The sequence below is a fragment of the Sinobacterium norvegicum genome, assembly GCF_923077115.1.
Classification (GTDB): Bacteria; Pseudomonadota; Gammaproteobacteria; order Pseudomonadales; family Sinobacteriaceae; genus Sinobacterium; species Sinobacterium norvegicum.
The window spans coordinates 419,637-438,616 of sequence record NZ_CAKLPX010000002.1; the positions used below are offsets into that span (position 1 = coordinate 419,637).

Sequence of the window (18,980 nt, forward strand, 5' to 3'; positions counted from 1 at the left end):
GTGGCGAAAAGCAGGGTGGTCTTCTGGCAAGACCTCTACATTTCACGGCGAATGACTAGGGTTTAGCGACTATCGTGCCAAACTATTTATATTGAATTAATTCAATAGTTTAAGTTAGTTTATTTCAAATAAGGGTCTAAATGACTGCCAGTATTCAGGGGTGGATATGACCGCAAGAGGTCTTTAGGACACACCCCTGCGGCGAGGGGCGGGCAAGGTATAGGCCAGCGATTTTCTGGCGCAACGGCCGGTTTAAGCCGTGGTTGCAGCGCTTTGCTGCGGTTTGCTAACCACCAACTCATCCTTGTTAACCAGTTCGGCAAAGTTGTTCAGCCATTTTTGCAGCATACGACGCATGATCGGGGCAATCAGTGGTGTGACAAACCGACTAAAGCCTTTGGGCTGCATTGCCATCTGCCACACAACCTTGCAGCGGCCGTTGCCGAGATCGGTGACGAGATAGTCTTCGGCGAATGACTCGTTCATGGGTTTGCTCATTTCGGTGAAACAAAAGGCCATATGTTTGCCGCGCTCCCAGGCAATAAAGGTTTCCCAGCCTGTCATCCCGCCCTGCATATGCACTGTCCGAGTGGTGCCGAGGCCAAACGGTTGTGGCGATGTCCACTCGACCTTGTTGATAGGGTCGGCCCAGACAGTCCACGAGTGGGCATCTTCGAAGTATTCAAAAATACGCTCTGGTGTGGCGTTGACCTCAACTTCTGCCTTAAATACATAGGGGCAGGTGTTGAAGAAATCAGTGGTTACCGCAGTGCAGGGGTGCTTGTCCATTGTAGGCCTCGAGTGGATGAATTATTATTTTTTTATGGAAACGATAAAGACTGTAACCCGATGGCTAATAATATCAATGACAAAAAAGCTCGGGCTGCTGACTGTTTTTGTCACCTTTGGCTCATGAGCTGCCATCGTCATCGGTTGATTAGCCTGCGCAAGCGAGGGGGGAGAGGTAGGTTTTACTGTGCTTGGACAACCCGGTAGCGCAAATTTTTATGGATGTCGACTGTGGCAACGGTGGTGTCTGGGCTGGCGTGGATTGTTTTATCGATGGCGGCAATATAGGTTTTTTCAGGTATGGTAACGGTCAGAGTAATTGTGGCAGTGACGGCATGTGCCGTGGCCGGTTCGCCGGGGAGGGCGAATGGGGATGACAGTGACAGCAGGGCGACAATAAAGGAGGTGATTGCCCGGGTAGAGATCTGCATAGCGCCAGCCTTGTTATCGCTTCGATAAGACTAGAGGTTAGACGCATGGCAGAAAAAGAAGTACTGATTGTCGATTCAGACAGCACGATGCACTGCTGCCTGATTTTTTATTTTTTTAGTTTTGTATAAAAATGAGAGCGTTAGCCGGCGTTATAATTTTTTATATAACAAGATGAAATAAGCTGTTTTTTGCAACAGCAAAATCAACTTTAGCCAACGCACTATTTCGATGTTTATTCCGCCTCTGCCGGGATTTGATAATTTTTGATCAGTGACTGAACTTTGCTGCTGCCACCTAGGCCCAACATCGACATTGTCGTCATCAAACCGCCCATTAAGGCACCGCCAACACCGGCAGTCATGACATCAGAACCGGTCATGTAAAAGCCCTTGAGCTTGGTCTGTGGGTGTAGACAACTCTGACCGAAACGGTCGACGAAGTGGTCGAGGCCGTATATCTCGCCGCGTTCGTTAAGCTGATAAAATTGGGTCGATAACGGTGTTGATAGCTCGCAGTAATCGAGGGCATCGCGTAGCTGCGGCAGACGGTTAAATAGCACCTCGAGTAATTTCTCGGTCAGCTGTTCTTTATAGGCCTCGTAGTCTTCGCCACGCTGTTGCCAGGTGCTGCCATTCCACTGCTCGAACCAATCCATATTGGTAATAGTGACGATTTCTACCGTCGATTTACCGGGGAAACGCTCGTCCCATGAGGGGTCTTTCGTCGATGGAAACGACACGTAGACCAGCGGGAATTCCGCCTCGGGGTCTTTGAGGAAGCGCTTAATATTGCCGTCGTGATCGGCGTCTGGATAGATCCATAAATTGGTGCTATTCAGGCCTAGCTCTTCAGTCGTGCCCTTGAAACCAGCATAAATGCCCAGCGATGCGCTTGAGCGCTGTAGCTTCTTTTGTGTCTCTTTGACGCCGTATTGCTTTTGCTTGTCGGCTGGTAGCAGGCGATTGACGGTATTCATATAGCCGACATTACTGATGACTGTATCGGCGAATATTTCGTCGCCGTTGGCCATACGCACACCGACACAGCGGTTGTTTTTGACCACTAATTCATCCACCTCAGCGTAGGTGAAAACTTCGCCGCCCTGCTGTTGAATCGTGGGAATAATAGTGCGGGCAATTTCACTGGCACCGCCGACAGGGTAGGCGCCACCGGCGAGGTAGTGCTTGGCGATTAATGCATGCATGACAAAGGCGGCATCATTGGGTGTCTGGCCGTAGTCGCCCCACTGGCCGGTGAGAACGGCAATCAGTTGCTGGTTATCGGTGAGCTGTTCCAAAACCTCGCGGGTGGTTTGGAAAAACTCTTTTGGCAGCAATAGGCGTCGGCATTTATTGTAGAGATTGCCCAGTAGCCGAGGCATGGCCTGACCCATGAAAAATTTCGGCGTCAACCGACTCATCTTGCGAATCAGCTCGACATAATCCTCGATAACCTGGCGTTCTTCGGGAAAATCACTGGCCAACTGCTCGATAAAGTTTTCCCGTCCTGAGACGAAGTCGTATTCCTGCTCGCCGAGAATAATACGGTCATAAGTGGGGTCCATCTCAGCCCACTTCAATCGACCTTGGCTAATGACATCGAAGATGCGACCCAGGGTTGATGGCTTGTGTACTTCGCCAACATAGTGAACACCGACATCCCATTCGTAGCCGTTGCGCTCGTATGCGTGGGTGAAACCACCGGCAGTATAGTGCTGTTCTAGCACGCAAACTTTCTTGCCGAGTAGTGATAACAGTGCAGCGTTAGTTAAGCCACCCATGCCTGAGCCGACGACGATTGCGTCGTAGTGTTTGTCGGCACGATTGGTGCGGTAGCGCTTGCCGGTACGGACAGAGGCCATTAGAATACCCTTTTATTATGCAATAATTTGCATATAAGTTAAACAATCGGCGTAAGCTATGCAAGTTAATTCATATCTGACTGAAATGTCGGTATGATTTAGCCCAGTAATTTTAATCTATTGATAATGGAATTCTACGATGTCGTTAAAGCACGCGGTATTAGCGCTGTTACAAAAGGAAGAGGGTAGCGGCTACGATTTGTCGAAGCGTTTCAAGGGTGGAATGAGCTATTTTTGGAGCGCCAGCCACCAACAGATCTATCAGCAGTTAAAAAAGATGCTGTCAGATGATTTGATTGCCGTCAGGGTGGAGTCGCAGGACGGCAAACCCGATAAAAAAATCTATCAAATTACCGAATTAGGCACGCAAGCCTTAATCGATTGGATAGAAGAACCGAGCAAGATGAGCCGGGTTAACGATGCCTTCTTGGTGAAGCTGTATGCTGGTGAGGTGGTCGATAACAGCGTCTTGGCCGCTAAGATCAAAGAGCATGTGGTTCATCACCAAAAACTGCTGACGGCCTTCGCGTTGTTAGAAGAAGAGTATGCCGGGATGAATAAGCAGCAGCGTAAGAGGGTGATGCTGCCCTATATGACCCTGCGCAAAGGCGTCTTGGGTGAGCAGGCCTGGCTGCAGTGGGCGGAAGAGGCCTTGGCGTTGCTGGAGCAATAGCGGGTTTGAACTGGCGGCCGTTTTAGCGGCCTTTTTGCTGTACTTGCTGAATGACTAGGCCGGCTAAAATACAGCCCAGGCCAACGATTGTACTGGCCAGTATGGCCTCGCCAAGAACAAGGTAAATCAACACCAGTGACAGTATTGGCGACAGGAATATCAGGTTGGATATCTTGGCCGTGCTATTGGTCAGCTTCATCGCCTTGAGCCAAAAAATAAACGCCAGCCCCATCTCAAAGGCGCCGATGTAAATGGCCGAGGCAACCCCCTGCCAGGGCATCGTCCTGATTTCGTTATTGAGCAGACAGTAGGTGATGATGACTGGCAGGGCGGCGATAAAATTGAGTAACAGGCCGAGCAGTGCCGGCCGGCTGTCCTTGGTATTGAGGATCCAGTACAGCGCCCAGATCACCGTGCTGACCAAGGCCAGTACCACGCCGTCAAGATTATCGAACTCGAGCAACCAGGGCTGGCCCTTGGTGGCGATATAAAGCACACCAAAATAACACAGTAGCGCGGCAGCAATATCTTGTTTATACAGCCGATGACCCAGTATTGGCACGGCTAACAGTGTCATCGTCAGCGCCCAGGTATAGTTGATCGCTTGAGCCTGCTGCGCGCTGAGTAAGTCGTAGGCCTGAAACAGAATTAAGTAGTACAGCGTTGGGTTAAGCACGCCGAAGCCGAGAGAGATCAACCCCTGTTTCTTGCTGACCTGTTTAATCTCGGCCAATTTCCCCTGCCACCACAGTACCACCAATAACACTGCGCTTGAGGCGATGCTGGCAATCAGTAGCATTTGGCCTGGGCTGAGGTAGCTCAGGCTGATTTTAAAGGCTGTGGCGACGGTAGACCAACAGAGTACCGCGGCCAAACCGTAGCTGTATGCTCGACTTTGATTTGTCATAAAAAACTAACGAAAATAATTGTTTGTCAGAGTGGCCGATTGTCATCCTCTGGCGGGCTGCTGTAAAGCTTAGCGGCCATCATAGGCGGCGGCAAAGATGAACATTTCGTTAGTCGCTTGACGGTGATACTGTCAAGACTGTTATTATAGCGCCACTATAAATACTATGATGGACACACACGATGAGACTATTTGCAGCCTGCGCCCTATCAACCGCTGTATTGCTAAGCGGTTGCAGCGAGCCCGTTGAACCGAAGGCGATTGCTTCTAAGCCGGGTAATGCCAAAGCGTTTATCGGTTCGCCGGCCACGCCTAAGCCGATTACGGTTGCCATACCGGATCACCCTTATATGGCGGCTGCAGGCTTAAATGCCATGCACAGCGATGGCTATAGCTCCGACGTCCACGCCAGGGGGCCGCTGGGGAATAATGTGCAGTTGCGTTCGCGGGTGGGTACCAAGATGCCCGGTGGTCAGTGTGCCACGCTTACCTTCGACAGCGAGCATCGTCTGGTTGCCCTGTGTGCGGCAATCAGCGGTTTTAATATTCATTTGATCGAGCCTCGCAGCCTGGAGCTATTGGCCGAATACAATCTGCCTATACGTCCCTCCAGCTATGATGCGCTGATCAATCGCGATAAAAGTTACATTATGGAGGACAGCTCCGGTGCCTATTTTTATCTCGACGAGCAGGATCGAGTGGTCATGGCGGCCAGTGATCAGACTATTCGCCGCATTGCTCACCGGCAAGATGACAGTGGTCAATGGCAGTTTGTGCTGGAGAATAGCTGGGACTTAAGTGGTGAGGTGCCGTTCAATTGCACGACACTGACCGATTGGTCGCCGCAGGGAGAGTGCGATCCGATTACCGCGGTAATGCCAGATCATGATGGCTTTATTTGGTGGGTTACCCGTCACGGCCGTCTCGGCACGCTCAATCCCGAAACGGGCAAGGTAGTTGCCAGCCGCTTGCCGGGCGAAGAGATTCAAAATGGCTTCTCAGTCGCCGAAGATGGCGTCTATATTGTTTCCGATCACGCCATGTATCGTTTTTATGCCGATCAAGATGGTCAGCCGCAGACTGGTTGGCGGGAGGAGTACGACCGCGGCAGCAGCCGTAAGGTCGGTACGATTAACCAGGGTAGCGGCACCACGCCAACACTGTTAGGCGATGACTATGTCACCATTACCGATAATGCCGATGGTAAAATGAATGTGGTGGTGTATCAGCGTCAACAGAGTTTCAAGGGTGACCGTGAAGTCTGTGCCGTGCCGTTGTTTGATGATGGCCACTCGGTGACAGATAACTCGATGATCGGCTTTAACCGCACGATTATTCTCGAGAACAATGCCGGTTACAGCAGCGCCTACGAACAAAAAGACTGGGCGACCGCCGGTGGTGGTATCAGTCGGATTGATATTCGTGAGGATAACAGTGGCTGCGATGTGATCTGGACCTCTCCGGTACACTCGCCATCAGTGGTGCCGAAGCTATCCGCCGATAACGGACTTGCCTACTTTTATTCTTTCACCCCTCAGCCCGACGGTGAAAATGCCTGGTATCTAACCGCCCTCGATGTCGAGACCGGTAAAACCCAGTTTCAGGTGTTAACCGGTATTGGTTCTAACTTTGACAATAACTGGGCACCGCTTACACTGGCGCCTGATGGTACGGCCTATGTCGGTACCTTTAAGGGCTTGGTCGCCATTTGGGATGGCAAATAATATAGAAGGAAGGGTTATTCATGGGGCGTCCTCGGGTTCGGGATAAGATTATCGTGGCGGCACAGCAGTTGCTGGCCAGCAAGGGGGCGTCGGCGCTGACCACCAAGGCGGTGGCGAGCGAGGCCGGTGTGACCGAGGCCAGTTTGTTTAATAACTTTGGCGATAAGGCCGGTTTGATTCGAGTGTTGATTGAAGAGCAGGCGGGCGAATTCAGCACCTTTGAACAGGCGCTGCTGGCGGGTGTCGATGGCAGTTTTGAAGACTGGTTGGCGGCGGTGTTAATGACCGCGCGAGATTATTTCTCGTTTGTTTTGCCATTGGCGGCACCACAGCTGCTGCTGGCGCAGAGCGTCAAACAGCAGGGTAATAGTTATACCGGGCATCGCCCTCTGGCCTCTCGATTAAGCCAGCTGCAACAGCAGGGCTGGCTGCCCTCGGGTGTCGATGTTGAGGCCACGGCTCTGCTGATTATGGGGGCGGCGATGCACAGCGCCTTAACAGGGTTGACCATGGGTGATGATGCCCTGGGTGGTTCCATCGACAGCTGGGCCCGGCGTATTGCCTCCAGCCTGGTGTTACCCATTGGCTGACGGTGTTGAGCCGTCATGCTAGGTATATGCCACTGACGATTGGGTATTATTGCGAATAGGTTTTGCTGTAAAAATATCGATAATAGATGTCACAACACAGGTAAGTGTTGTTCCAACATCCAAGGTTTTTTTGCCGCTAAAGCGATTGCTTCAGCGGCTTTTTTTTGTCTGAAATATCTCGCCCTTTCATACTTGTAGAGCGCATGCCCTCGGCGACGCATGCTGGGCTGCAATTGAGCCCTGCAGTAAAATGAGTGTTTACACTGTGGACTTTCTATTTTGTGACGTATATTCTGAAAAAGAATCGACCGCTGTACCCCGACTGGGTGGTGGCAAACAAATAATAATAAAATGGCCCAGCTAAATGAATAATGGGCTGTGGGAGATACTATGATCCAGCCCTTTAACACCCCGGCGGCAGCCAAATCAACCCTGCTCAAATGTGCAACAATATCTGTCGCGCTGATGCTGTCAGCCTGTGGCAGTGATAATAACTCTGACAGCAGTGCTGCGGAATCGCCGTCGTCATCGGCCCCCTTCCAAGAGATTATTGATCAGGGCGTGACCCGCTATCTGGGTGACTTCAGCCCGTCGATCACCACTGATGTTGATGATTTAACCGTCCATCAATTTGGTGCCGGCGATGGCCCACTCTGTCTCGATGGCAGCGAGTATGAGATGTCGACCCGGGACGGTAGCTCTGAAGAGTTGGTTATTTATCTCGAGGGCGGTGGTGGCTGTTGGTCGGATCTTAATTTCTGTTTTGCCACGCAGTCCGCCAACGCCAAAAATGTTGGCAGCGGTATCTTGGATGCCAACTTAGCGGTTAACCCGGTGAAAGACGCCAATGTGGCCTACTTTCCTTATTGTGACGGCTCGTTATTCGCCGGCGATGCGGATAACGACTACGAAGACAATGGCGAAATCCGGTATCAGCGTGGTTTGAAAAACCTCTCTGCCGGCCTCGATGTCGTGAAAAACCAATATCCCGCGCCAGAGCGTATTATTCTGACCGGTGTCAGTGGTGGTGGTTTCGGTACTATTTTTGCCTTGCCTGTGGTCAGAGCCCTCTACCCTGATGTTGCCATTGAGGTGATTAACGATTCCGGTTTAGGTGTTGCCAAGGCGGGCATGCCGGAGTTTATTGATGGCTTGTTCAGCGATTGGAATGCCGGCGCCTTTGTTCCTGCGTCAGGTTGTCCAGACTGCTATAGCAATGGTCATTTGACCGATGGTTATTTTGATTGGCAGTTAGCGCAGGACCCGAATATGCGTTTGGCCATGCTGAGCTCCAAACAAGATAATACCATTGGCTTTGCCTTCCTCGGTATGCCGACAGAAGAGTTTGAGGCGGCGTTAGTACCAGAGATGGCGGCGCTGGAAACCAACAACCCCGATCGTTTCCGCAGTTTTATTATCAACGGTAAATCGCACACCATGCTACGCAGTGCCGACTTGGCGACGACAGCCGACGGTGTGGTATTAAGCGATTGGTTAAGTGACATGCTGAGCAATTCGGACAACTGGGTGTCAGCGCAGGACGCACCGCAATAGTCAGCGGTAGTCAACAATGAAAAATAGCCGCCTTATGCGGCTATTTTTTTTGCCAGTGGTTTACCCACAGAATCTGTGGGTAAGTCCGTGTGTAAGGTGTTGGCATGGCGGTGTGGCACTGTCTGTTGGCGGTTTGCGGCAATCGGTTGTTTTTTGTCCGAGGTGAAATCAGCCTAATACACACGGGGAATATCGGCCCAGCGCGTGGTATACGCGGGTGATAAATACTGCCGTTTAATCGACCAGGGTTTATCGATACCCTGGCTGGCAAAAAAAATCTGAGTCTTGCCGCTACGATTAACCCGGTCGATGGTATTCATCAGATCGGTGGCGTTTTTTCGCTGCCGGTGAGGGCTGAAAAGATCGGGCTGGAAAACCCCAGGGTGGTAAAAATCAGACAACATAATGCCGGCCTTGGCATAGGCGAAGCCCGGCCGCCAAATGCGTTGAAGTAACTGCCTGGCCAGCGCCATAATCTCTCTGCTGTCGTGGGTGGGGGTGGCGAACGAGGCGCTGAGACTGGGCGTATATTGCGGCTGGTGATTAGCAAAAGGGCTGGTGCGGATGAAGACATTGAGCTGTTTGGCGTATTGTTTTTCTTCTCGCAGCTTTTCGCCGCCGCGACAGGCATAGCCGGCAACAGCTTGTTGCATCTCGGTCAATGTGGTGACGCGCTGGCCAAATGAGCGGCTGCAGATAATTTGTTTTTTTCTCGCCGGTGTTTGCTCGAGGCCAAAACAGGCCTCGCCGTTGAGTTCTCGCACGGTACGTTCGAGTACCACAGAAAACTGCTGGCGTATCATCGCCGGGTCGGACTGCGCCAGTGCTAATGCGCTGCCGATACCGATATTGTGGAGTTGCTGTGACAGTCGCCGACCAACCCCCCATACCTCGCTGACCGGCAATAGTGCCAGCAATTTTTGCTGCCGGCTTACCGCGCTGAGGTCGACCACACCACCGGTGGCCGGATATTGTTTGGCGGCATGGTTGGCGAGCTTGGCCAGTGTCTTGGTGGGGGCAATACCGACGCAGACAGTAATGCCAGTGCCGTGGCCGACGGTGTCTTTTAGTTGTGTGCCCAAATTCAGCCGCTGGCCAGGGGCGATGCCGCTGAGATCGGCAAAGGCCTCGTCGATGGAGTAGACCTCGAGTGCCGGAGTCAGCGCCTCTAGATGATGCATGACACGGGCTGATAAATCGGCATAAAGGGCGTAATTGGAGGAGAACACAGCAATATTATACTGCTTGATCAAACGCTGTATTTTAAAAACAGGCACGCCCATTTTAATACCGAGCTGCTTAGCCTCTGCCGACCGTGCCACCACGCAGCCGTCATTGTTAGAGAGTACAACGACGGGTCGATGCCTTAAATCCGGACGAAATAAACGCTCGCAGCTGGCGTAAAAATTATTGCAATCGATCAACGCAATACAGTTTGAGGCGGCCATTATTCAGCGACGGATATTGCGCACAACACTGCTGACAACGCCGAATATATCGAGTTCAACGCCATCGGGAATATCGATGGGGCGATAGTGCTTGTTGCGGGGGAGCAGCCGCGGCCGTGGGTGTAGCTCGAGCTGTTTAACGGTGAGTTCGCCGTGCAGGCCGGCAATGACAATGTCACCATGGCGAGCTTGTAATGAGCGGTCGACGACTAAGATGTCCTCGGCGTAGAGCCCAGCTTCGATCATCGAATCGCCCTGTACCCGTACGTAGTATGTGGCGGCAGGGTGCTGAATACAGAGTTCGTTGAGATCGAGGGTCTGCTCAATATAGTCCTGTGCCGGCGAGGGGAAGCCGGCGGAGACTCGCTCTAAGAATAAAGGGATATGGATGCGTTGGGCGGCGTTAAAAGAGCGTATGCTGCTGCGCCCGCGTAGGGAGACTGACATAGGTAATCCAGAGGCTGTATATTTATACAGTATATAGTGAAGTGGCTCGATCGACAATAAAATAGTTTGCAACGCTGTCAGGAGAGAAAAAGCCAGGGCTTGCCTCACCTCAGTAAAGCTATATACAATAGTGTTGACGGTGTCACCATTTGTGGTGGTACCCCTTAGATGCCACCCTTTGGTGAAAAATAATACATTATCGGAGTTCCTCCCTATGGCTAATACCGCTGTAAAAAAGAGTATGTTGCGCAATGTTTACGACCGTTGCTCAGCCATGCCTGAATCAATTCAGCCACGTTTACTGTCTTTTATTTTTGGTCGGGTGGTTAAATTCTTCGGCACAGCGGGGTTGCGTTTCGAGTTACTCACCCCTGAGCGCAGTATTGTATTTCTCGCTAATCGTAAGAAAGTACAAAATCATATTGGCGGTATTCATGCGGTGGCGATGGGGCTGATCTGTGAGAGCGCGACAGGCGCCATCGTCGGTTTAAACTTACCGGCTGATGCGACGCCGGTGATTAAGTCAATGCAGATTGATTACTTGAAACGAGCCAGTGGCGCAATGCGGGCAGAGGCCTGGTTGACCGCCGAGCAAATCGAGTTGATGAAAAGCGCGCCCAAGGGCGAGGTTGAAGTGGCTTGCACCGTTACCGATGAAGATGGCAAGGAGCCAATAGAGGTGGCCATGATATGGGCCTGGGTGCCGTCGAAACGCCCCGAAAAATAGCGCGATAGGAGTGCGCCGATAAAGCGCTGGGACGGCGGAAAGAGCAATGGCAATATATCTTAGTATTTTAATTAAATGATATTTTTTATTAATTTCGATATAAACAAAGCAGTGTTGTGTCGATGCGAATATGACTCTTTATCGTGCTTGCCCCGGTTGTTTACTTAATACCACTGATTTCATCGGCGGTTAACGCCCGGTACTGCCCCGGTTGCAGCGTCGGGTCAAGCTGGATATGACCAATGGCGGCCCGGTGGAGGCCGATAACCGGGTTGCGAAAACGGCCGAACATCCGCTTTATCTGATGATACTTTCCCTCGGTCAAAAACACCTCGGCGGTGTGAGTGTCGATGATATTGAGTCGCGCAGGCTGGGTGGTAATATTTTCAAACTCAAAATACATGCCCTCGGCAAAACCGCTGATGTAAGATTCGTCGATCGGGTTTTGTAAATTGACTCGATAGTGTTTTTCGATTTTTTTATTTGGCAGCGTCAAACGCTCAGACCAGCGGCCATCGTTGGTGATGAGCACCAGTCCGGTAGTATGAAAGTCTAAGCGGCCGACAATATGGAGGCCGGCTATCACGCTATCTTCCTGTCTCAAGCAGTCAAACACCGTTTTATTTTTGTCGTCCTTGGTGGCACTGACTGTGCCGCAGGGTTTGTTGAGCATAAAATAAACCGGCTGATTATTTTGTAGCACGTTGCCCGCGACAGAGATATGGCTGAAATAATCGACCAACAGATTGGCGTCATTCACGGGCTGATAATCCACTAACACCTTACCTGTGGCTAACAGCGGTTTTAATTGTCGCCGTGTCAGTTCGCTGTGCTGGACAATAAAGCGGTCGAGGCGGGAGCGTTTAGCGGCCATGGTGATTTCCCGGGGCTGGATTACTCAAGGCCAAGCTCGGCGTGATAGCGGAAGTCACGTTGCTGCTGGGTGACTGGATCGGTAAAGGTTAAGCGCCTCGCCAGTAATTGCAGTGGACGGCTAAAGTCTTGTGGCTGTTCTGGTTGCAGTACGGGGTAGAGCGGGTCGTTGAGAATAGGCAGGCCGATGCTTTGCATATGCAGCCTCAGTTGATGAGTTTTTCCGGTGATAGGCTGCAGCTCAAACAGCGCCTTGTTGTGGTGTTGGCCGATGCAGCGTATCAGCGAACAGCTGTTATTGTCGCCCTCGCCGATGCGCATTAAAAAACGCGGCTCACCTCGACAGATATGGTTTTCCACCTGCCACTGTCGACCAACATAGTTTACACAGGGGTCTATTTCACTCACCGCCTGATAGTGTTTTTCGATGTTATGGTGTTCAAACAACTGATGATAGAGGGCGCGATGCTGCTCCTTTTTGGCGAACAGTACCAGGCCGGCGGTGAGGCGGTCGAGACGATGTAAGGCCTGCAGTTGATCGTTACCGGTCGACTGTCGAAGCCGGTTTTGCAGGCATTGATTGACATAGCGACCGCCGGCAGTCACCGGTAAAAAATGCGGTTTATAGGCCAGCAGTAAGGTGTCGTCCTCAAAAATAATAGCCTCGTCAAAGGGGATGACAGGCTCTTCGGTGACCTCGCGGTAGTAATAGACACCCAGCTTGGCGGTAAACAGTCTATCCGGGCCGATGGCCGTTCCCGCTGTGTCGTGTACCTTGCCGGTATTCATACGCCGACGCCAAGTATTGGCACCGATCAGTGGAAACTTCAGCACCAAGTAATCGAGCACAGTAATGCAGCCGGGGGCGGACTCGGGCAGTGTCACCTTCGAAGGGTATTTGCTGATGCTCATAGCGAGTGCGACCAAATAGCCTGATGATAACAAATCACAGGTGGCCTAAACAGCGGCCCGTGGCTGACTTGCCTATAATGGGGCCTTAGACACGATATCTAGGCTGATGTATTCTAACTATCCGACCCAGTGATTTAAGCAGACCATGCAATTAACAGACTTAAGCGTATTAAAACAACTCAAGCACTGGTTGGCAGACAGCCAACCGGTGTGGCTGTGTACCATCGTCTCTACCTATGGTTCGGCGCCCCGTCCCGTTGGTTCGCTTTTTGCCTCTAATGGTAAACAGCGGGTAGGGTCTATCTCCGGCGGCTGCCTAGAACAGGCGTTTTTCGAAAAACTAGTGGCCGGTGATTTCCAGCAGCAGGCGGTGTTGTTTGATTACAATAGCCAGCTTAATCGCAGTGGCCAGCCATCGGAGCTGCCCTGTGGCGGCAGTATTGAATTGTTAGTCGAAAGGCTGGAACCCAGTCATGACAACATCAATCATATCAGCCAGTGGTTAAAGCTGGCCGAACACTACCATCCCTTTGAGCGCACGATCAATCTGGGCACTGCAGCCCATGGCTTGATTACCCTCAGCGATAGTCCGAAGAAAGAGGTAGAGAGGAGCGCCGAGGCGGTCAGCCTCCGCTATGCTCAGGTCTGGTCAATCTTGTTATTGGGTATTAGTCAGGTCAGCGAGCATGTGGCCAGAATTGCACTGAGTGCCGGTTACCAGGTGCGGATCTGTGATAACCGCGAGGAGATGGCCGATGCCTGGAACTATACCGCCGATCAAGGTGGCATCGATATCGAATGGACTGACCCCGGCTTATTTGTCGAGAAACACAGCGGCCCCCGCTCGGCAGTCTTGGCCCTTGCCCACGACCCAAGAGTTGATGATATCGGCTTGATGACAGCCTTTGGTCTGCCAAGCTATTATCTTGGCGCCATGGGATCGCAGGCGACAACGCGAAAACGCCGTGAGCGGTTGCAGCGCATCTGCCAGTTTGACGATGCAACGTTGGATAGACTGCATGCACCCATCGGTCTCGATATCGGCAGTAAGACACCGGTCGAAATCGCCATTTCAATTATGGCGGCGTTGATACAGGCTAAATCAAAAACCGTGGTATAAGCATTTGACAAGGTTGGCTGCATAATAACGACAGCCCTTAGCTGGCAAGGGCGCTGCTGTTAAAGACGGTATCAGGGTGTGGTTAGGCTTGTGTTGTCACTGAAGACTGTCGGCGAGCGATCAAATAGCAGGCGAGACTGCCATAGACCGCAACCATCAGCCAGAGGCCAAGCCACAGGTCAATCGAGTGCTGCCATAGCCCGCCCATTTGATTGAGCTGCAGCATGGCATGGATGGCGGGAATGGCTGGAATGACATAACTCAGATCAATCATCCAGCCGGGAATTAACGCCGACGGCCAGACAAAGCCACTGATGAAAATAATTGGCATCGAGATAATCGCGTACAACTGGGTTGGCTTATCACGGTGGTTAAAGCAGACGCTAAGGCAGATACCGGCCAGGGTGGTGGCTAATATCCAGGGCAGTACCAGCAGTAATAATTCACCGATGCTGGCCAGCCGTGAGACATCGTAATAGTAATAGCCCCAGCCGAAGTAATAGGCCGAGAACCCGGCATAAATGGCACCGAAGGCAAGGCAGCGAGAGAGCACTAATTGCCAGGGCGAAACCCGCTGCCAATAACCAGCGCTTCGCCACTGGGACGCGCCTAAAATGCCGGTACCGATCAGCAGCGTCTGATGCAAAATGAGTAAAAATAAGGCGGGCACAATATAGCCTAGGTAGCCCAGGCTGAGGTTGAACACGGGAATGCTGTTGAGCTCGATGGGGTTGATACTGATATCGACATCAGCTTTCTGACTGCCGGTGGCCAGCAGTATGGCCGATTTTATATCGTCATTTAAGGCCAGTGTTGCCTTCACGGCTCCCTCGGCAATGGCTGAGTATACCAGCATATAATTGGCATTGGCGGCGATTGCTATTGTCGGCGATTTCGCCTGTAATAGGTCGCGCTTGAAGTGAGCGGGGATAATAACTAGGCCGCGGCTCAAGTCATTGGCAATGATTTTCTCGGCGGCCTGGATGCTGCTGGCATGGTGGCTGATGGTGATTTGTGGCGTCGCATCGAGATACCGGCTGAGCTTGCGGCTGAGGTGGCTGTGATCAAAGTCGACTAATACGACGGTTTGTTCGCTGGTGGTCTGGTGAAGATAGGGCAGCGGGTATAGGACGGAATACAATAGCAGGCCGCCAAACACCGTCAGTACAATGGCACTGTCATTGAAAATGCTGGAGAATTCATTTTTTAATAGTGCCCAAAAAGTCATGATGTTTCCCCGACTGCTTTACTGACACTATTATTTTCTTGAAGAATCTGTGTTCGGTATTGCCGGCTGAAAAACATCAGCGGTAGGCAGAGGGTGAAGAAAAATAAAAACTGACTCAGCGTTACGACATCTAACAGATTGGCACTGCGACTGAGCTGGTCGAGAAAAAGCTGCATATAGTGACTGCTGGGGATAATTTGTCGCCAGATAAGCGCCGCCAGCGGCATGTCTGAGCTGGGAAAGGTGACGCCCATAAAGGCAAAGGCCGGGGCAAACAGGGCGGCGCAAATACTGATGCTACGGACATTATCTTTGAAGATGATCGAGAGCACAGCGACGATCAAAAACAACGCTATTAAGCTGATCAGTTGACCGACAATCAACAGTGACAAACTACCGACTAACGGCAGGGCTAAGATGCCATAGAGAAAGGCTAGGCCGGCAATGCCCAGCAGCCATAGTGGCAAGGCAATGGCGATAAATTGTGCCAGCCACAGTGTGATGCTGCGGTATTGAGTAAACAGTGCCGGCTGTGCAATCAGCTGCGCACAGGCATTACTGATTGCCATAACACTGACCAATTGCCACAGCGCAATCATAATCGCCGGTAGCAAAAAGGCTAAATAATTACTGTTGCGATTGTTCAGCGGGGTGATTTGTTGGCGTACTGGCGACAGGGCAAAGGCGATCTGCTGACGGTTTAACCCCTTGAGTAGTGAGCTCTTGGTCGATAGTTTTTGCAGTCCGCTGGCCAGGGCCTGCTGAATAGCGCTGTTGGCCTGCTTTCCCAGTAGTAAATACTGACCGTTATAGCGAATATCAACCTCTGGCTGACGACCGTTTGCCAGTTTGCGGTGCAGGCCATAGGGCAGTGTAACCAGGGCGCTGTAGTGACCTTTTCTTACCGCCGTTATGGCGGCGTCAGCATCGCTATAATCGGTAACAGTCAGTGTTGGGCTGGCATTGAGATAGCGGCTTAGCAGGCGGCTGCTTTGGCTGTGATCGAGGTCAATGACGGCGATATCGATACCGCGAACAATGCCTGCGCTAAAAATTAAATACAGCACCGACATGATAATCAGCGGCGATGCGGACAGCAGCCATAACTGCCAGCGGCTGTTGGCGGTATTCAGCAGCAACTGCTTCGCCAGTAGCAATGAGCCAAGCCCTGCTGTGGATGAATGCGCCGATGCTGTCGCCATTTTTACAGACCGTTGCTGTCAAAGTCGAGTAACACGCTCATGCCGACTTTCAGATTTGGCACCGGGCTGCTGGGGCGTAGTTCCACCTCAAAGGTACGCATATCAAAATCATGGCCGCTCTCGGTGGCGCGCCACGTGGCGAAGTCGCCCATGACGGAGATGTGACTGACGGTATAGCTCACGTCTTGATTTAGCGCGGGAATGTGCAGGGTGACGCGGTCGCCCTGTTTGACCTTGCTGAGTAAGTCCTCACGCAGCTGGAACACGGCCCAGCTGTCGTCTATATCGACCATGCTAACCACGGGGAAGCCAGCTGGAGCCAGCTCACCGGGTTGTAATAGCACCTCAGTAATCTCGCCGTTAATCGGTGCCACCATTTGGCTGTCAGCGAGATAGGCGTCAACCTCGTCGAGGGCGCCCTGGGCCATTTCCTGCTGACCTAGGGCGGCGGCCTTGGTTTCAACGCGAGCACCTTCCTGGGCTATTTGGTACATCGCCAGAGCGGCCTGCTCGGTATACTGTGCTGCCTGCCACTGGGTGCGTGCCTCATCGCGTTTTTGTTCCGAGACCACGCCCTCTTGAAACAAATTATCCACCCGTTTGAATGTAGCCTTATATAAATCGTTAGCGGCCTTGGCTTTCAACCACTGATCCTTGGCGGCGCTGATTTCCTGTATGCGGGCGCCGCTGTCGGCCTGCTGCTTTTGTGCGCTGGCGGCGCTAAAACCACCGAGGGCCTGTCGACGCTTGGCCTCGACGACGGTGCTGTGAATACTAAACAGTGGCGTATTGATGGCGACGTTGTCACCGCGGCGAACATCAATGGTGCTGATACGGCCGGTGAGTTTGGAAGAGACGCTGTGTTCTGTCGCCTCTATCTGGCCCTGCAATACGGTCGACGGCTGCTGGTAGGCCTTGAACAGACCGATGATCAAAACGCTGACGATGATGGCGCCGGCAACGGCGGCGGCAATATGATGGCTGCGATTCACGGTTGATTACCTTGCTGTGTAAAAGGGTTGGCGATGGCGGGTTGGAAGGTGTCGCTATTGGCTGTTTTGTCAGGTGTGGTGTGGGAGCGGCTCTGTTGAGCATGGTTTAAAAAATTATCAATATCGCCGGTGACAGCACTGAGTTTGGCGAGGGCGACAAGATAATTGTACTCGGCCAACAACTGCTGAACACGGGCGCCGGATAATTTTATCTCGGCATCGACTCGTTCCAGTGAGGTAGAAAGCCCTTGTTTAAAGGCGATTTCACGCAGTCGCCTATTCTCAGTGGCGAGATCTAAGGTCGAACTGAGGCTGTCGACTTCATCATTGGCGCCTAACATTTGGCTATAGGACTGTTGCAGCAACAGCTGTAAATCCTGCTCTGTTTGGCTGGTCATATAGCGGGCCTGTGCCAGAGCGCTCTCGGCGGCGCGTATTTTACCGCTGTGACCATCGCGGCTGAACAACGGGATTTTAATGCCCACACCAACAATCCAGTCGGGCGTAATATCGGCGAGCAAGGTGTCGTCGTCATACAGCGTGTGATTGCCGTAGAGAAACACCGTTGGCTTATAGCCACCGCGCTCAACGGCGATCAAACCCTCGGCTTGTTGTTGCTTGGCTTGCAGTAATAGCAGCGCTGGATGACTGTCTTGGACCTCTTGCTGCAGGCTGGCCAACACCGGTGGCTCGGCCAGCACAAACATCTCCGAGCTCGGTGTATTGTGGTGACTGTTGAGTAAATGATTAAGGGCGGTCTGACTGATCTCGGCGGTGCGCTGGCTGTTGTTGTAATCCAATACTGCCTTGTCGTAACTGACCTTGGCGCTCAGTCGCTCGACCTTGGCAATCTGGCCCTGCTGCTCCATCAATTCGGCATGATGCAAGTGTTGCTGCAAGCTACTTTTTAATTTCCCCTGGGTGTCGCGTATGCGCTGGGTCAAGATGACGCCGTAATAGCGCTCGGTCAGCGTCACAAACATCTCACGTTGTTCGAGAATTAACTGCTGTTGTTGCTCCTGTACCTGGGCTGCACGTATGCCCTTGGCAGCATCAATTTTACCACCGACATAAATTGGCCACATGGCATTGAGGCTGGCGGCAAAAATATCCTGTTCGGTGAACGGGGTGACAAAGAAGGAGTCGGGCAGCTGTATCGGCAGCTGAATATTGGCCTCGGCCAGCGGGTTCAAATCACGAATATCCAGCTCGATGGGTTGCTCCATATAGCTGTAGTTTGCGGTGATATCGAGGCTGGGGTAGTTCAGGCTGCTGGTAGAATCTAAATCGCCACGGGCCTGCTCAACCTTTGAGGCGCTGGCCTTGAGTTTGTCACTGCTGCTCAACAGCTGTTGCCAAGCGGATTCAAAACCGATCGGTTCTGCTTGTACGGCGACGCTGAGGGCAGTGGTAAAAATAGCTAATATCAGCGGGTTGTGAGTATTCAATCCATGACCTCTGAAACGAAAGATATGACAGCTATAGTGTAGGTTAATATGCG

At 52.0% G+C, this 18,980-nt stretch carries 18 protein-coding genes; 6 read left to right on the forward strand and 12 right to left on the reverse strand.

The window, feature by feature from the left end; all coding sequences use genetic code 11:
- Nucleotides 1-252 precede the first annotated feature (252 nt).
- The 3 genes from L9P87_RS10920 to L9P87_RS10930 all read right to left on the reverse strand — a co-directional run bounded on the left by L9P87_RS10920 (nucleotide 253) and on the right by L9P87_RS10930 (nucleotide 3,082).
- Complete coding sequence (locus L9P87_RS10920) at nucleotides 253-789, reverse strand: SRPBCC family protein (protein WP_237444777.1); 537 nt, start codon at nucleotides 787-789, stop codon at nucleotides 253-255.
- Nucleotides 790-971: 182 nt separating this feature from the next.
- Nucleotides 972-1,220, reverse strand: a complete 249-nt coding sequence (locus L9P87_RS10925) for a hypothetical protein (protein WP_237444778.1) — start codon at nucleotides 1,218-1,220, stop codon at nucleotides 972-974.
- A 233-nt stretch (nucleotides 1,221-1,453) separates the two neighbouring features.
- On the reverse strand, nucleotides 1,454-3,082 hold the full coding sequence (locus L9P87_RS10930; RefSeq protein WP_237444779.1) for a phytoene desaturase family protein: 1,629 nt from the start codon (nucleotides 3,080-3,082) through the stop codon (nucleotides 1,454-1,456).
- A 139-nt stretch (nucleotides 3,083-3,221) separates the two neighbouring features.
- Here L9P87_RS10930 and L9P87_RS10935 point away from each other — a divergent pair, with 139 nt between their 5' ends.
- Entirely contained in the window at nucleotides 3,222-3,755 is a 534-nt protein-coding gene (locus L9P87_RS10935; RefSeq protein ID WP_237444780.1) for a PadR family transcriptional regulator, read from the forward strand.
- A gap of 22 nt (nucleotides 3,756-3,777) precedes the next feature.
- On the opposite strand, the gene L9P87_RS10940 is transcribed toward L9P87_RS10935, so the two are convergent.
- Nucleotides 3,778-4,662 carry a DMT family transporter gene (locus L9P87_RS10940; RefSeq protein ID WP_237444781.1) on the reverse strand — a complete coding sequence of 295 codons (885 nt, stop codon included), beginning with the start codon at nucleotides 4,660-4,662 and terminating at the stop codon, nucleotides 3,778-3,780.
- 182 nt (nucleotides 4,663-4,844) lie between these two features.
- Between L9P87_RS10940 and L9P87_RS10945 the strand changes: the two genes are divergently transcribed.
- From L9P87_RS10945 to L9P87_RS10955, 3 genes are all read left to right on the forward strand, one after another.
- The gene (locus tag L9P87_RS10945) at nucleotides 4,845-6,386 is read left to right on the forward strand and encodes a PQQ-binding-like beta-propeller repeat protein (protein WP_237444782.1); all 1,542 of its coding nucleotides are present in this window, start codon (nucleotides 4,845-4,847) and stop codon (nucleotides 6,384-6,386) included.
- A 20-nt stretch (nucleotides 6,387-6,406) separates the two neighbouring features.
- Nucleotides 6,407-6,976 (forward strand): TetR/AcrR family transcriptional regulator, encoded by a 570-nt coding sequence (locus tag L9P87_RS10950; RefSeq protein WP_237444783.1) that lies wholly within the window; start codon nucleotides 6,407-6,409, stop codon nucleotides 6,974-6,976.
- Between the two features lie 390 nt (nucleotides 6,977-7,366).
- The gene (locus L9P87_RS10955) at nucleotides 7,367-8,530 is read left to right on the forward strand and encodes a pectin acetylesterase-family hydrolase (RefSeq protein ID WP_237444784.1); all 1,164 of its coding nucleotides are present in this window, start codon (nucleotides 7,367-7,369) and stop codon (nucleotides 8,528-8,530) included.
- 173 nt (nucleotides 8,531-8,703) lie between these two features.
- Here L9P87_RS10955 and umuC read toward each other — a convergent pair whose 3' ends face one another.
- Together umuC and umuD are read right to left on the reverse strand one after the other, a co-directional pair.
- On the reverse strand, nucleotides 8,704-9,978 hold the full coding sequence (gene umuC, locus L9P87_RS10960) for a translesion error-prone DNA polymerase V subunit UmuC (protein ID WP_237444785.1): 1,275 nt from the start codon (nucleotides 9,976-9,978) through the stop codon (nucleotides 8,704-8,706).
- Between the two features lie 3 nt (nucleotides 9,979-9,981).
- On the reverse strand, nucleotides 9,982-10,425 hold the full coding sequence (umuD, locus tag L9P87_RS10965) for a translesion error-prone DNA polymerase V autoproteolytic subunit (RefSeq protein ID WP_237444786.1): 444 nt from the start codon (nucleotides 10,423-10,425) through the stop codon (nucleotides 9,982-9,984).
- A gap of 214 nt (nucleotides 10,426-10,639) precedes the next feature.
- On the opposite strand from umuD, the gene L9P87_RS10970 reads away from it, so the two are divergent.
- Nucleotides 10,640-11,152: a DUF4442 domain-containing protein gene (locus L9P87_RS10970; protein ID WP_237444787.1), complete on the forward strand. Its 513-nt coding sequence runs from the start codon at nucleotides 10,640-10,642 to the stop codon at nucleotides 11,150-11,152.
- A gap of 160 nt (nucleotides 11,153-11,312) precedes the next feature.
- Here L9P87_RS10970 and L9P87_RS10975 read toward each other — a convergent pair whose 3' ends face one another.
- Nucleotides 11,313-12,026 carry a 16S rRNA pseudouridine(516) synthase gene (locus tag L9P87_RS10975; RefSeq protein ID WP_237444788.1) on the reverse strand — a complete coding sequence of 238 codons (714 nt, stop codon included), beginning with the start codon at nucleotides 12,024-12,026 and terminating at the stop codon, nucleotides 11,313-11,315.
- A 20-nt stretch (nucleotides 12,027-12,046) separates the two neighbouring features.
- Nucleotides 12,047-12,937: a pseudouridine synthase gene (locus L9P87_RS10980; protein ID WP_237444789.1), complete on the reverse strand. Its 891-nt coding sequence runs from the start codon at nucleotides 12,935-12,937 to the stop codon at nucleotides 12,047-12,049.
- 145 nt (nucleotides 12,938-13,082) lie between these two features.
- Here L9P87_RS10980 and L9P87_RS10985 point away from each other — a divergent pair, with 145 nt between their 5' ends.
- A complete protein-coding gene (locus L9P87_RS10985) occupies nucleotides 13,083-14,057 on the forward strand; it encodes an XdhC family protein (RefSeq protein ID WP_237444790.1) in 975 nt (324 codons plus the stop codon).
- 82 nt (nucleotides 14,058-14,139) lie between these two features.
- On the opposite strand, the gene L9P87_RS10990 is transcribed toward L9P87_RS10985, so the two are convergent.
- From L9P87_RS10990 to L9P87_RS11005, 4 genes are read right to left on the reverse strand one after another with little or no spacing between them, the layout of a single operon-like run.
- Nucleotides 14,140-15,285 (reverse strand): ABC transporter permease, encoded by a 1,146-nt coding sequence (locus L9P87_RS10990; protein WP_237444791.1) that lies wholly within the window; start codon nucleotides 15,283-15,285, stop codon nucleotides 14,140-14,142.
- Nucleotides 15,282-16,487, reverse strand: coding sequence for an ABC transporter permease (locus L9P87_RS10995; RefSeq protein WP_237444792.1), 1,206 nt, complete (start codon nucleotides 16,485-16,487; stop codon nucleotides 15,282-15,284). The genes L9P87_RS10990 and L9P87_RS10995 overlap by 4 nt, the downstream gene beginning before the upstream one ends.
- Nucleotides 16,488-16,489: 2 nt before the next feature.
- Nucleotides 16,490-17,479, reverse strand: coding sequence for an HlyD family secretion protein (locus L9P87_RS11000; RefSeq protein WP_237444793.1), 990 nt, complete (start codon nucleotides 17,477-17,479; stop codon nucleotides 16,490-16,492).
- Nucleotides 17,476-18,927, reverse strand: coding sequence for a TolC family protein (locus tag L9P87_RS11005; protein ID WP_237444794.1), 1,452 nt, complete (start codon nucleotides 18,925-18,927; stop codon nucleotides 17,476-17,478). Before L9P87_RS11005 ends, L9P87_RS11000 begins: the two co-directional genes overlap by 4 nt.
- Nucleotides 18,928-18,980: the final 53 nt, after the last annotated feature.

Excerpts from the sequence above, each read along its gene's own strand:
- L9P87_RS10990 (WP_237444791.1), bottom strand. The coding sequence starts at position 15,285 with ATGACTTTTTGGGCACTATTAAAAAATGAATTCTCCAGCATTTTCAAT.
- L9P87_RS10995 (WP_237444792.1), bottom strand. The coding sequence starts at position 16,487 with ATGGCGACAGCATCGGCGCATTCATCCACAGCAGGGCTTGGCTCATTG.
- L9P87_RS10920 (WP_237444777.1), bottom strand. The coding sequence starts at position 789 with ATGGACAAGCACCCCTGCACTGCGGTAACCACTGATTTCTTCAACACC.
- L9P87_RS10950 (WP_237444783.1), top strand. The coding sequence starts at position 6,407 with ATGGGGCGTCCTCGGGTTCGGGATAAGATTATCGTGGCGGCACAGCAG.
- L9P87_RS10930 (WP_237444779.1), bottom strand. The coding sequence starts at position 3,082 with ATGGCCTCTGTCCGTACCGGCAAGCGCTACCGCACCAATCGTGCCGAC.
- L9P87_RS10925 (WP_237444778.1), bottom strand. The coding sequence starts at position 1,220 with ATGCAGATCTCTACCCGGGCAATCACCTCCTTTATTGTCGCCCTGCTG.
- L9P87_RS10945 (WP_237444782.1), top strand. The coding sequence starts at position 4,845 with ATGAGACTATTTGCAGCCTGCGCCCTATCAACCGCTGTATTGCTAAGC.
- L9P87_RS10975 (WP_237444788.1), bottom strand. The coding sequence starts at position 12,026 with ATGGCCGCTAAACGCTCCCGCCTCGACCGCTTTATTGTCCAGCACAGC.
- L9P87_RS10935 (WP_237444780.1), top strand. The coding sequence starts at position 3,222 with ATGTCGTTAAAGCACGCGGTATTAGCGCTGTTACAAAAGGAAGAGGGT.
- umuC (WP_237444785.1), bottom strand. The coding sequence starts at position 9,978 with ATGGCCGCCTCAAACTGTATTGCGTTGATCGATTGCAATAATTTTTAC.
- L9P87_RS10955 (WP_237444784.1), top strand. The coding sequence starts at position 7,367 with ATGATCCAGCCCTTTAACACCCCGGCGGCAGCCAAATCAACCCTGCTC.
- L9P87_RS10940 (WP_237444781.1), bottom strand. The coding sequence starts at position 4,662 with ATGACAAATCAAAGTCGAGCATACAGCTACGGTTTGGCCGCGGTACTC.
- umuD (WP_237444786.1), bottom strand. The coding sequence starts at position 10,425 with ATGTCAGTCTCCCTACGCGGGCGCAGCAGCATACGCTCTTTTAACGCC.
- L9P87_RS10980 (WP_237444789.1), bottom strand. The coding sequence starts at position 12,937 with ATGAGCATCAGCAAATACCCTTCGAAGGTGACACTGCCCGAGTCCGCC.
- L9P87_RS10970 (WP_237444787.1), top strand. The coding sequence starts at position 10,640 with ATGGCTAATACCGCTGTAAAAAAGAGTATGTTGCGCAATGTTTACGAC.
- L9P87_RS10985 (WP_237444790.1), top strand. The coding sequence starts at position 13,083 with ATGCAATTAACAGACTTAAGCGTATTAAAACAACTCAAGCACTGGTTG.